5 protein-coding genes are annotated in these 13,706 nt (G+C 59.6%); 2 read left to right on the forward strand and 3 right to left on the reverse strand.

The window, feature by feature from the left end; translation table 11 throughout:
* Positions 1-18: 18 nt before the first annotated feature.
* From K0H79_RS05705 to K0H79_RS05715, 3 genes are read right to left on the reverse strand one after another with little or no spacing between them, the layout of a single operon-like run.
* On the reverse strand, positions 19-2,172 hold the full coding sequence (locus K0H79_RS05705; protein ID WP_220077607.1) for a PfaB family protein: 2,154 nt from the start codon (positions 2,170-2,172) through the stop codon (positions 19-21).
* Positions 2,172-9,935, reverse strand: coding sequence for a type I polyketide synthase (locus K0H79_RS05710; RefSeq protein WP_220077608.1), 7,764 nt, complete (start codon positions 9,933-9,935; stop codon positions 2,172-2,174). The genes K0H79_RS05705 and K0H79_RS05710 overlap by 1 nt, the downstream gene beginning before the upstream one ends.
* Positions 9,932-10,750: a transcriptional regulator gene (locus tag K0H79_RS05715; protein ID WP_220067166.1), complete on the reverse strand. Its 819-nt coding sequence runs from the start codon at positions 10,748-10,750 to the stop codon at positions 9,932-9,934. Before K0H79_RS05715 ends, K0H79_RS05710 begins: the two co-directional genes overlap by 4 nt.
* 355 nt (positions 10,751-11,105) lie before the next feature.
* Here K0H79_RS05715 and K0H79_RS05720 point away from each other — a divergent pair, with 355 nt between their 5' ends.
* Together K0H79_RS05720 and fusA are read left to right on the forward strand one after the other, a co-directional pair.
* Entirely contained in the window at positions 11,106-11,399 is a 294-nt protein-coding gene (locus K0H79_RS05720; protein ID WP_220077609.1) for a hypothetical protein, read from the forward strand.
* Between the two features lie 113 nt (positions 11,400-11,512).
* Positions 11,513-13,561, forward strand: a complete 2,049-nt coding sequence (gene fusA / locus K0H79_RS05725) for an elongation factor G (RefSeq protein WP_220077610.1) — start codon at positions 11,513-11,515, stop codon at positions 13,559-13,561.
* Positions 13,562-13,706: the final 145 nt, after the last annotated feature.

A 13,706-nucleotide genomic window follows, 5' to 3' on the forward strand; every position in this document is an offset into this window, starting at 1 on the left:
TCTTTTTTGTATGTTGGCTCAAGGCGTTGTCTCTTGGGCGGTGCGCGGCGCCTCTGCTTCAGCAGGGCGCAGGCGGGATAAATTCATCGGAATACTGTGGGCAATCAGGCGCGCCAGGGTCTTTTGCAGCGCTTTGCCATCCTGTCCATCGCAGGGGTGGGCGCTGAGGCGCATCAGGCGGGCGTCGGCAATGGCCTGAATGATGCCACTGGTTTGCCGTCCGGCACCCACTTCCACAAAGAGTCTGGCACCGGCCTTGGCGGCGCGAAGCACCAGGGCGGTGAAGTCCAGCGGCTCGCTGAAGGTAGTGGCGATGGCTTCGGCAATGGCCTCGGAAACAGCCTCGGAAACAGCATTGGAGGCATCATCGGAGACTGTATTGGTCTCGGGTTTATCAGCAAACAGCAGCGGCGCATCGGCGCCTGCGCTCAGCATCACGGGCAACGCTGCCCTGGCCTCGCCGGACCGTTCTGCCAGTGGGCGCAGATAAAATGCCTGCAGCTGCGCTTTGATGGCGGCGGCGGCCGGGGTGTGCATGGCGGTGACCAGTCCCGTGGTGAGCGGCCGTTTGCCAAGGGTCTTGCACAGGCGCTTAAGCTCGGTTTCGTCTCCGGCAAGCACAGTACTGGGCCCCTGGGCGATGGCGATGCTGACCCGGGGGAAGTCTGCCAGATGGGGGCGTATGTCGTCTGCGCTGAGCCTGACCACGGCACTTTGCCATTTGAGCGCACTGCTGGCGGCGGCTTTTTTACGGGAGCGGGATTTGGCCGCCTTGGGGGCCGGGTTGTCGTCCGCTGATTCCTCATCGAGCTGCCACAGGGCACGCACTGCCCTGAGCTCCCCTGAGATCTGCTCATTGAAGAGCTCGCTGCTGAGGGTGTCCTGCGCCATGGCAAAGGGGTCTTGCCACAGACCATGGCTCGCCACCATGGCGGCTTCGCCCATGGAGTAGCCAAGGGCGAGGGCGGGCTTGATACCAAGCTCTGTCATCAGCACCCTTGCCATCAGATAGCTGGCGCCCACGCCGGCCACTGCCTGTTCGGCGAGGCTGGGGTTATCTTCCAGCTCTCTTGGTTGCAGCAGGGCATTGAGACCGTCAAGCCCGTGCTCGCGGCTTTCCTGATCCAGGGCATCAAAACTCTCGGCAAAGCGCAGGTGCAGGCTTGAGAGCATGGACGCAGAGGCAACGCCCACACCGGGGTAAGCGAAGGCGAGCCCGTTGGCCGTAGCCGGGCTTGGGGCGAACACGCTGCCTGCGGGGGTGACCAGTTCAATGTCGTCCCGCAGGCTTTCGGCTATCCGCCACGACAGGGTGGCGGCCTCGGCGGCCAGGGCCTTGGCACTGTCGCCAACCAGCACCAGCGCCCGGCAGCCCGGGGTCATTTCATCGAAGGCATCGGCAATGAGTTTGGCCAGCGCCGCCCGGCCCTTGGCCGAGTCATCCTTGAGGGCATTGAGACTTGCCTGTACCTGGGTGAGCCGCCGTTGAATATGGGACCAGTCGGCACTGGGCAGCGCCAGTGGCAGCAGCCAGGGCAGCGCACTTTGCGCTTGTGTGTTGGGGCTGGTGGGGGCTGCTTCAGGGCCATTGAGACCCAGCGTCAGCCGCGCCGAGCCCTGGGTAAGTACCAGGGTTTCGCCGCTGGCCAACTTGCTGCTTGCTTCGTCTGCACTGGCCTGGTCGTTACTGGGCTGTTCGTTACTGGGCTGTTCGTTACTGGACTGTTCGTTACTGGACTGGTCCGGGGTGTTCACCAGCGCCACCACCCGCGCCTGATAACGTGGGTGGCTCCAATAGCTGCCGTACACCGGATGGGTACGGCTGGCGAGTTGCTCCGCGTGGCGGATAACGCACTCCAGTGTAACGGGTTCAAAGAGGATTTCTGCATCCGCCGGGGCGCGCCCGGCCTGGGCGAGGGCGGTGTGAATGGCATTTTTGCCCGAACCCAGCGCCTGCAGCAGTGCCAGCGGGTGCAGGCGCTGTTTGGCGGCCTCCAGTGCGGGCAGCATCAACAGGGTGCCGTCTGCACCCAGTGCGATTGTTGAACCCTTTTGCGCCTTATCAATCAGGGCGTGCCAATCGGGTTCGTTGGCGGTAACCCTCAAGGCATCGGACGGGCAGCGTTGCACCCGGCACAGCGCCAGTCTCAGGGGGGGCGTCTTCACTGACATTAACTCTCCTGGCCTTTGGCGGACAAAAACGCCTGATTCAGGCTTTTGCTGATAGTGACCTTGACCCCTTCCATCGCCGAGGCGAGCTGCCCCTGCGCATTATAGAGGGCGACATCGGCACAGAGCTGGCGCGATGAGTGGCTCTTCACCCACAGGCGAAGCTGGCCCTGCTCACCGGGGGCAAACTCGAGGTGTTGCACCGCGCGCCCAAGGCTCGCCGGCAGGCTGGCGGCATCGTATTTAAGCCGCGCCCACACCAGCAGCGCCTGCAGCAAGGCATCCTGCTGGACAATGGCAGCCTGTCCCGGTTCGGCATTTGTTGACAGGGTATTGGCAGGCAGCGTCACTGAGCAGCCAAGCCCTTTATCATCAAACCAGCTCACATCCCCCATCATCTGCAGTGCTGGCCCATGAAACAGGGCGCCATCCAGATAGAGCTGCTCACCTGTGGCAACCGGCTTGTCCGACGACTGCCCGATATCGGCAGCAAGGGCTTCGGCTGGCAATGATAGTGGGCTGGGGGCTTCAAGCCTTGCCTCGTATTGGAGGCGGCCGTCGCAGCTGATAAGCGCAGACAGGCCTGTGTCTGTCACCGACAGCACCATGGTCAGGGCTTTTTCATCGCTGTCGAATACCACGCCCTTGAGCAGTCGGTAATCATGGGGCTGCCACTGCCCGCCAAAGTGGCGCGTTGCAGCGGCTTGCATCCAATCCAGGGCACAGACGGTAGGCAGCACAGCGTTACCGCCAATCTGATGATCCTCAAGGATCGCCAGTTGTTGGCGGCGCAGGGTGCGACCGAGGGTAATCCCGCTGTGCCCATCAGGCTTTTTTAGGTCGGCGCCTGCCTTCTCTGCATTGCCCTGCATGCTGGAGCCCACCAGAATCTGGGATTCGGCGCGGCCAAGCACGGCCTCGGCAAAGAGGGCTGCACCCAGTGGCCGGGGGATGACATACACGCCCCTCTCCTGGAACATTTTTTTCAGGCTGTCGGTCACCATGCCGCCATCCCATGGGCCCCAATCGAAGGCCACCACGCGGCAATCCGGCCTGGCGTGGGCCAAACGGTGGGCGGCCTTGTTGAGGATTTCATTGGCCATGGCGTAGTCGCTCTGGCCCTTGTTGCCATAAAAACCCGCAGCGGAGGAAAAGAGCGCCACCAGTTTCAGCTCATCAAGGTTTGCCAGAAGGCCCTTAAGACCCTCTACCTTGGTGCCTGCCACCCGCTTGAGCTCATCCAGGGTCTTGTCCTGAATAAACTTGTCAGCGAGTACGCCTGCACCGTGGATAAGGCCTGTAACAGGCGCCAGTGCCTGTATGGGGCCAAGCGCGTTGGCGATGGACTCGGCCGATGACACGTCCATGGAAAGGTATTCGGCGCTGGCACCCAGGCCGCTGAAGGCTTGCAGTGCCTGCTGAATTTCAAGGGCACTGGCAAGGGGCGCAATCAGGGCATCCACTTCCCTGGGCGTGGGGCGTTTGCCACCGGCCAGCAGCTCCTGAATGGCAGCTTGCTTAAGCTCAGTCGCCGCAACCCCTCTTGCCCAAACCGGGAACTCAGTGAGGCTCAGCGCCTTGCTGCGTCCGGCCAGAATAAAGTGGGCCTGGGTACGCGCGGCCAGTGCCAGGGCGCAGTCGAGGGTTACCCCTTTTGCACCACCGGTCACCAGTATTTTATCTGTGCTGTTTAGCGTTGTTTTTGCTGAAATTTGCTGCGCATCGGTTGCCAAAGCACCGAAGCGGCCATCTGCGGCGATACCCCATTCAAGCAGGTCATCGGCGCCATAGAGGGCGTCAATGACGGCATCGGCAAGTGCGGTGGCATCCAACTGGGCCGCAACATCCAGTGCCCGGCAGTGGGCATGGGGCCATTCCTGGGCCAGGGTTTTGGTGAGGCCAAAGAGGGCGCCCTGATTCAGCTCCACATCGGCACCAGACAGACCCAGTTTGCCGTCCATGCGCGCGGCTGTGATAAAGGCGCGTCTGTGGGCGCCGTTCGCGGCAAAGTCCGCGGCCAGGTGCTTGGCGAACAAAAACGCCAGTGATACCTGAGAAAACGCCTCGTCACTGAAGCGGGCAACCGTCTTACCGTCGGCAGTGCCTTCATCTGCGGCCATGACAGGCTGCAGATGAATAAAGGCCGACACCGGCTCAAGCTCCTTGAGCAGCGACTGGATTTCGGTGTCCATGTCGCCCTCTTGGGAAAGCGTACGGGCATCTATGCTGGCATCCAATACCGACTGGTGGCCCAGGCTGTCGCTTCGAACGACAGTGACCGCCAGCCCTTTGGCATCGAGGCGGCCAGCCAGTACACCGGCATTGTGACCATCATCGAGGATGATGACCCGACCATTGGCGGCAAACAGCTCTGCGGCCGACGCGGCCTCGAGTCTATCTGCCGCCGGCAGCTTTTTTAGGGCAACCCCCGTGTGCGGGGCAAGCTCGGTATCTGCACTGGCATCTGTGCCCACAAATTGGTTTGGCAGGGAGAAGCTTTCGACGATTTGCCCCAGGGTTCGGCATTCGGTGAGGGTGGCTGCATCCACTTCGGCGAGACCCGGCAGGCGCTCCTGCACCGTGCCTAAAATCTCTACCCGTTTGATGGAGTCGATACCCAGATCGGCTTCCATGTCCATGGCCAGGTCCAGCATCTCCACCGGATAACCGGTTTTCTCGGCCACCACAGTGAGCATGGTGTCGAGCACTTGTTGTGGCCTTGGGGCCGGCAGTGTTGCCCCAGCCGCTGCGGCAGGAACGGCAGCGGCTCTATCGGAAGCTGCATCGGAAGCGGTGGCAGATGCGGTGGCAACTATGTCCTGGGCAGCCGCCAGTGCGGAGACGGCGATGTCTACTTCCACTTCAGTACCCGTGTCCGCGTCAGCCGCTGGTTGCTGGGCTGCTACCTTGCTGTCGAGGCTGGTTTCCTTTGCGCCGTCCTGTGAATAGCAGGCAATGATATCGCCCAGAGTGCGGCATTCAGCCAGGGTGCTGGGGTCAATTTCCGGCAGGGTTGGCAGTGCATCCTGCACTGTACCGAGAATTTCCACCCGCTTGATGGAGTCGATACCCAGATCCGCTTCCATGTCCATGGCAAGTTCCAGCATTTCGGCGGGATAACCTGTCTTGTCGGCGACTACGTTCAGCATCACGGCGGTGATATCGCGACTGCTATGGACGGTCTGGTTTGACGCTTGCGCAGGTGCCTGAGATATAGGGGCTTCGGCGGCGCCTGTCATGCTGTGCATGTAGGCAACTATGTCGGCGAGGGTGCGGCACTCGGCGAGGGTTGCGGCATCCAATTCGGGCAGCGAAGGCAGCTCATCCTGCACAGTGCCGAGGATTTCCACCCGCTTGATGGAATCGATACCCAGGTCGGCTTCCATGTCCATGGCCAAATCCAGCATCTCGGCGGGATAACCCGTCTTGTCGGCCACTACTTTCAGCATTACGGCGGTGATATCGCCGCTTGCAGTTGCTGACACGGGCGCTTGCGCTGCGTGCACTGCGGGAGCAGCTTCTGCTGCAGGCGCTGTTGTGCCAGCCACGCTTTGCATGTAGGCGACTATATCTTCGAGGGTGCGGCACTCGGCGAGCGTTGCGGCATCCAGCTCCGGCAGCGAGGGCAATTCATCCTGCACTGTGCCGAGGATTTCCACCCGCTTGATGGAGTCGATACCCAAATCCGCTTCCATATCCATGGACAAATCCAGCATCTCAGTAGGGTAGCCAGTCTTGGCGGCCACCACCTGCAACATCACGGCGGTGATATCGCTGCCTGCTACTTCAGTTGCGGCTGCAGTGGCGGCTGGCGCCGCTTGCACTGCGGGAGCAGCTTGCACTGCAGGGCCTGATGTGCCCGCCACGCTGTGCGCATTCGCCACTGCATGCATGTACGCGACTATATCGGCCAGGGTGCGACACTCGGCAAGCGTTGCGGCATCCAGCTCAGGCAGCGAGGGCAATTCATCCTGCACTGTGCCTAAGATTTCCACCCGCTTGATGGAGTCGATACCCAAGTCCGCTTCCATATCCATGGACAAATCCAGCATCTCAGTGGGGTAGCCTGTCTTGGCGGCCACCACCTGCAGCATGATGTCCTGAATTTGTGAGGCCGCTGTCGCTGCAGCTTTGGCAGCCACAGTTTCTGTCGCCGGGGCCACTTTCGCCGGGGCTACAGGTGCTGGGGCAACAGGTGCAGGAGTAACAGGTGCAGGAGTAACAGTTGCGGCCGTTACTGGCGCAGCGGCAGTGACAGGCGCAGCGGCAGTGACAGGCGCGGCAAGGGCAGCTGAATACACAGGTGCAGATGCCTGAGTGACAGTGGCCGTTGGTGTCTGGCTTACCAGAGTCTGCCCCGAGAGGGCACTCAGCATCTGCTCACTGCCGATGGCCTGAGCCCGCATAAAGTCGCTGTGGATCTTCAGGGTGTCGGCCTGATGCTGGTGGAACAGCTCCAGAGCGCGTTCAGTGGCGGCTGGGACCGGCAGACCGGCGCTGGCGAGTTCCAGCTGCTTTTGCATCAGCGACTGCACCCCTTCGCCGTATTGGGCAGGAATAGTCAGAAACTGTTGATGCAGGGCCGCCAGTTGCTGCTGGGCGGCAAACAGTGCTTCCAGAGTGCCGCTTGCTGTAACCAAAGCTCCTGTAACCGGAGCTCCTGCAAGCTGTGTGGGGGCAACCGGGGAGGCTGCACCCTGGGCAGGGTGGCTCTCATTGCTTGCCTGTGCAGCGGCAGTGGGCTGGACGGGATTGGCCTGGGGAATGTATTGGGTCTTTTCCACGATTTTCTCGACAATCTGGGTTTGTTTGCTGACTTGGCCGTCCTTGAGGGAGGCCTGCATGCGCGCGGCAGTGGCCGGACTCAGGTAGTTGCTGGCGCTGAGTTTTACCGTAAGCGGCGACTTCGGCATGGCCTTGTGGGACAGCTGCTCGCGGTACGGGTCCGGGTTGGTGATGGCAAATCCTGCGGTGGCCAATTCAACCGCCGCCAGCTTGAGCTTGCTGTCGGCGCGGCCCTGACTGAGTGCAGCCTGGGCATCCAGCGACAGAATCAGGCACTCCTTTGCCCGCTCGCCAAGGATGGCATCCACCAGGCGGCTTAAGGTGTTCTTGGGGCCAAATTCAATAAAGACCCGCACACCATCGCGGTAGAGGCTTTCGATTTGCGACTCAAACTGCACCTGCTCCAGCATCTGGGCCTTGAGGCTCTGCTTGAGGCTTTTGCCATCGGTGGGACGTTTGTCGCCGGAGGCATTGGCATAGAGTACGGCACCGGCGTCTCTGAAGGTTTCTTTGTCGATGGCCTTGGCAAAAGGTGCGTGGGCATGGCCAACCAAAGGGGTATGGAAGGCGCCTGACACCGGCAGTGCGATGGCGCGAATGCCTTTGTCGGCAAGTGCCTGCACCAGCTGGTTCACCGCGTCCGTGGGGCCTGCGAGCACCAGCTGGGTGGGGCTGTTGTGATTGGCAATCACCACGGCCCCGTGCTGGGTAAGCAATGTGTCCAGGGTGCTTCTGTGGCTGGCATCCGGCAGGATCACCGCCGCCATGGTGCCTGCATCCTTGCCTTCAGGGACTGATGCCATGGCATCGCCTCTGGCAAAGGCAAGGCGATAGTAACTGGCCTGGTCAATCACACCGGCGGCGCGCAGGGCAGAAAGCTCGCCAAAGCTGTGTCCTGCCACCGCATCCGGGGTTAACCCGGCGGCCTTGAGGATTTCAAATTGGCCCATGCTGACAACGCCAATGGCGCTTTGGGCGATGCGGGTATTGGTGAGCGCCGCTTCGTCTTGCTTGCGGGCATCGGCATCGAACTTGGGAATGGGGAACACGCGGCTTGAAAGCTCGCCAGTACCATAACGGCCCGGATATCCGCGCTGGTGGAAAATCTCATCGGCGGCAATAAATTCGGCGCGCATCTCGGGGTAGAGCATGGCAAGCTCGCCCCCCATTCCGAGATACTGGCTGCCCTGACCGGCAAAGAGGGCCGCGACCTTGGCCTGTTTCGCCATGGCCTGGGCGCGGAAACTCATGTCCGGGGTGTGCCAGTCATCTGATGGGATGGCAAGCCTTGCTATGGCATCGTCCAAACAGGCTTTCAGGGCCTTTGCATCGGCGGCCACAACTCCCAGACGCGGCCATTCGGCCTTGGGGGCTTCGCCCTTGAGGGTGAAAGGGGCGGTCAGGGTTTCGAAGGTTTCTTCGCTGGTTGAGAGGCGATCACTGAGAGCCTTGAGCTCGTCGCAGAGTGCCTCGCGGGTGGCGGCGGCAAACAGCAGCGGCACCTGGGTGGCACGCAAACGATAGGGCTTGCGGTCGTGGTCGCGCTGATATTCTTCCATCACCAGATGGAAATTGGTGCCACCAAAGCCAAAGGAGCTTACCGCTGCGCGGCGCGGCGTACCGTCGGGGCGCGGCAGCCAAGGACGGGTTTCGGTGGACAGATAAAAGGGCGAAGCTTCGATATTAAGCTTGGGATTGGGCTTGTTCACATTGATGGTGGGCGGCAACACCTTGTGGTGCAGTGCCAGTGCGGCCTTGATAAGCCCGGCGGTGCCTGCTGTTGACTTGGTGTGGCCCACCTGCGACTTGATGGAGCCCAGGGCAATGTGCTGGGTTTCGTCGCTGCTTTCGCCCATCACGAGACTCAGACCGGAAAACTCGGCCACATCCCCGGCGGCCGTGCCTGTGCCGTGGGCTTCCATCAGACCCAGGGTATGGGCCGGGAATCCGGCATCATCGTAAGCGCGGCGCAGCGCCTTGGCCTGCCCTTCGGGACGCGGGGCGTAAATACTCTTGAACTTGCCGTCGCTGGAGGCGCCAACCCCTTTGATTACGGCATAAATTTTATCGCCGTCGCGCTCGGCATCTTCGAGGCGCTTTAGGGCAACCATGCCGATACCTTCGCCAATCATCATGCCCTTGGAGTCGGCATCGAAGGGCTTGATTTGCTCATCCACGGTGAAGGCCGGGGTTTTGGAGAAGCTCATGTACATGTAGGCGGAGTTGTCGGTACAGGCGCCGCCGGTGAGCATCATGTCGGCGCGGCCTTCGGTCAGCTCGGTGAGGGCCATGCGGATGGCAGCGAGGGAGCCTGCGCAGGCCGCATCCACCACGCAGTTCATGCCGCCCAAATCAAAACGGTTGGCAATGCGCCCGGCAATCACGTTGCCCAGACTCCCCGGGAAGGAGTTTTCTTCCCAGTGGATGTATTGGTCCTGGAACTTGCGAATCAGCATCTCGCTGTCGGCATCGCTGATACCGCTCTCGCGAAATACTTTTTTCAGCACTGGATATTGCAGCCGGGCATTGAGGCTCTGGCTGATTTTCTGGCCGCCGCCAATGCCCAGGGTAATGCCGATTTTATCGCGATCGTGGGCCGAGCTTTCACTGACGCCCGCGTCTTCCAATACTTCTTTGGCCACAATCAGCGACAGCAGCTGGGCGCTGTCGGTGAGCTCCAGAATATTGGGCGGCAGGCCAAACTCCATGGGGTTGAAGTCGACTGGTGGGATAAAGCCGCCGCGTTTGCAGTAGCTCTTGTCCGGTGAGCGTTTATCGGCATCGAAGTAGTCATCAATCTGCCAGCGATCGGCGGGTACCTCTGTGATGGCGTCGATTTTGTCGCAGATAAGATCCCAAAAATCGTTCAGATAACGACTGTTGGCAAAGAGACTCGCCATGCCGACGATGGCAATGGGGGTGTCCTTGAGACGCTTGTTAAGGCGCAGATCCTGCGCGTCCTGAGTCTTGGACTCGCTCATTGGGCAACTCCTGTTGGCGCCGGGCGTTCCGGCGTCTTTTTGCGGGTCTTGGCGCCGCGGACATCGGGAAAGCGCGCCAGGAAGGTTTGATAATTGCGGGCGAGCAGCTTTTTCAGCTGGAATGGCCCCTGATTGAGCACATGGCTCATGTAACGGTCGGCCGCTTTGAATTCGGCGTCGGCCTCTGTGTCCGGGTAAATATCCACGTACACCCAGTCATGGGCAGTGGCCATGCCAATCAGCACCGAATATGAGCCGTCCTGTTCGATGGGCACATGCATGGCTTCTACCTGCACAACGGTATGCTCGTCTTCGGCGGGCAGTGCCAGGGTTTGGGCCAGGGTGTGGCTATTCAGGGCATAGTTTTCGGTGCCGCTGTCACGAAACACGGGTAACAGGGCAAAGTGCTTGTCTGGCAGGGCATCGACGGGGGTGATATCACCCAGGCGCGATACACCGTGGCGCTTGAGGCAACGGGCCAGCCCCGAGCGGGACACGCCGGGATTGATATGCTGCTGGGTGACTTCGAGCAGTTTATCCAGGGTGAGCTTGAGCTGGTATCTGAGTCCCACGACCACGTACTCCTGCACCGGGGTCAGGGTAGTGTTGAGATGGTGGGGCAGATTGGAACTGTCTGCGACCGTGGCGCGGTTTTTCCACTTGCGCACCGTGGCCGGGGTGATATTGAGCAAACGTGCGAGTTCGGCCACCGGCAGCGGCGACTCCTGAATAAAACGGCGCATCTCCACCGTGGTGGTGGCATTGCGGTGCCTGGCGCCGGTTTTGATTGGCGGCGCTGATTTATCCGCACTCATGCGGCTGTGGTTCCCATCGTGTTTTTGACTGTCCCTGGATGGTGTTTATCTGCTTGCTGACGGTAAAGCGGACTTTGCATTCAGTGCATAATCTACCGGAACCGGATACAGGCATGACCCGGTATGCAGTGTAGGTAATTGGCACAAACCCCGTCAGTGCAGCTGGCGCAATTCAATGGTGAAGCAGATTACCTGAGGAAGAGAGAAGATACAATCAGGCGGGACTCATTGTGCGGGCATAAGTCTAATTGTTTCTAATTGTTCCGCTTGTTGTATTTGTGTTTTATGTATGTTGCTATTAGGGTTCGCGTCGGTCCTGAACTGATGCAAAATTCATTTTCTAGGGAGAGATATTATGTTTTTACAGAAACGGAATGCATTTGTTGCAGGGCTTTTGTTGGCATCGGCCACCTTGGTGGGCTGCGCCAGTTCAGACAGCAGTCTGACTGACGAAGAGCGTCAGCTTGCTGAGCAGCGTAAGGAAGCGCTGGGTAAGGCCGGATACAGATGCGATACCGTTAAAGTGACGGGCTCCAACCTGCCGTCCAAGCGTTGTACTACCCGCAAACAGCGTGAGCAGGAGAAAGACAACGCTCAATCTTATGTCGATGAAGTGATCCGCGGCACGGTTCCTGAAGAGACAAAATAGTCTTTAACTTCCCACCCTGCTGGTTGGTCTTGTGACCTCAGTCAAATCCTGTGTTCATTCTCAGAACTATACTGCTTTTGTAGCCAAGTAGAATGTGACACAAGGAGGCCGTTATGGCTGAGTACCAGACCGCGAGGATCCGCAACTTTGCCTTGCTTGGGCATACCGGAGCGGGTAAGTCCTCGTTGCTTGAGGCACTGCTTTATGGTGCCAGGGTAATAAACCAGCGGGGCAGGGTGGATAAGGGCACAAATCATGCCGATTTCACTGCCCAGGAAAAAGCCCACCAACATAGTCTCGAACCATCCTTCCTCAATCTCGATTTCGACGAACACCACATCAACCTTATTGATACCCCCGGATTACCCGACTTTTTCGGACGCGCCCTGCTGCCATTGCCCGCCGTTGAATCTGTGTTGCTGGTGGTGAATGCCGCCACTGGCATAGAGCCGGTTACCGCCAGAGCATTTGAAGCCGCACGGGCACAGGGCAAGGTGGTGTGTATCTGTGTGAACCACATCGATGGGCATTTGGATAAGTTGCCCGCCATTATCGAAGAGCTGCAAACCACCTTCGGCCCCCGTTGTCTGCCCGTTAATCTGCCGTCTGCCGATGGAAACGACGTGGTTGACTGCTACTTGCACTGCGAAGATACCCGCCCCACGCTGTTTTCCCAGGCTGCTTCTGCACGGGATGAGCTGGTGGACACAGTGCTTGAAGAAGATGAAGCCCTGATGACCTTGTATTTGGAGCAGGGTGAAATGCTCAGTGCCGAACAGCTCCATGAGCCTTTGGAGACGGCGCTCAGAATGGGGCATCTGGTGCCTATTTGCTTTACCAGTGCAGAGCTTGATATCGGCATCGGCTCTTTGCTTGAAATCATGGTTAAGCTGATGCCCAGTCCGCTGGAGGCCAATCCCCCACAGTTTATCAAAGGCTTCGGCGACAAGGCCGTGCCGGTTGATGTGACCCAAAGCCCCGACGATCATGTGCTGGCACAGGTGTTCAGGGTGGGTATAGACCCCTATTTTGGCCGGGTGGCCGTGTTCCGTTTGTATCAGGGGATGATGGAAGCGGGTATGCGGCTCTTTATTGGTGCCGACCGCAAGCCGGTGAAGGTGGCTCACCTTATCAAGCTTCAGGGCGCCGAAACCACTGAGGTCGAAAAGGCCATTCCCGGCGATATCTGCGCGCTTTGCAAAATTGATGAGCTGGAAGTGGGTTCGGTACTGCACGACAGCCACGACGAAGATGAATTCCATCTGCGGGAGCTGAAAATGCCCCAGCCGATTTTTGGTCTGGCGGTATCGCCCAAACGCCGCGGCGATGAGCAGAAAATTGCCGAGGTGCTGGCCAAACTGATTGCTGAAGACCCCAGCCTGGCGGTGTCGCAAAACGATGCGGAAGGCCAGACGGTGCTGAGTGGTTTAGGGGATCTGCATTTGCAGATTGCACTGGAAAAAGCCCAGAGCGTGTTCAGGGTCGATATGGAGACCTGTAAGCCGGCGGTGGCTTACCGGGAAACCGTGTGTAAAGCGGCAACGGCCCGCTATCGACACAAGAAGCAGTCCGGTGGCGCCGGGCAGTTTGGTGAAGTGGAGCTGACCGTTGAGCCGTTGCCACGGGGACAAGGGTTTGAATTTGTTTCCAAAGTAGTTGGCGGCGCCGTGCCCACCCAGTTTGTTCCTGCTGTGGAAAAAGGCGTGCGGGAAGCACTCAAGGTGGGCCGTCTTGGCGGATATCCAGTGGAAGATGTGCGGGTTACCCTGCTCGATGGTAAGCACCACAGCGTTGACTCCAAGGAAATTGCCTTCGTGATGGCCGGTAAAAAAGCCTTCTATGACGCCTTTTTGCAGGCAAACCCGGTGATTTTGGAGCCTCTGGTATCCATGGAAATTCTGGTGGGGGCCGAGGATGTGGGCGACATTACCGGGCACCTCAGCTCCAGCAGAGCCATGGTGTGTGGCACCGAAGCCCGCCGTGATGGCAAGGTAAAGGTATTGGCCGAAGCGCCCCTGTCCACCGTGGATGACTATGCTACCCGGCTTAAGTCCATGACCTCTGGCGAAGGGGAGTTCACCTTAAGCTTTGCCCGCTATGAGGTCGTTCCCCCTGCGGTGCAGCAAAGCCTGCTGCGCACCATAGAGGATAAAGACGACTAGGTCTGCTGTTTGTCAGCAGCTGTTTACAGGCATCTCTCCCAAACCTTTGCGGCGCTTTGTGGACCTCCCCCGGCGCCGCTTTTTTATGTCTTGGGTTTGTGCGCCAGGGACGGGGTAGAACATCCTGAATGGCGCCAGGTGGTGA

Origin of the sequence: Shewanella sp. FJAT-52076 (genome assembly GCF_019457455.1) — a bacterium.
GTDB lineage: Bacteria > Pseudomonadota > Gammaproteobacteria > Enterobacterales > Shewanellaceae > Shewanella > Shewanella zhangzhouensis.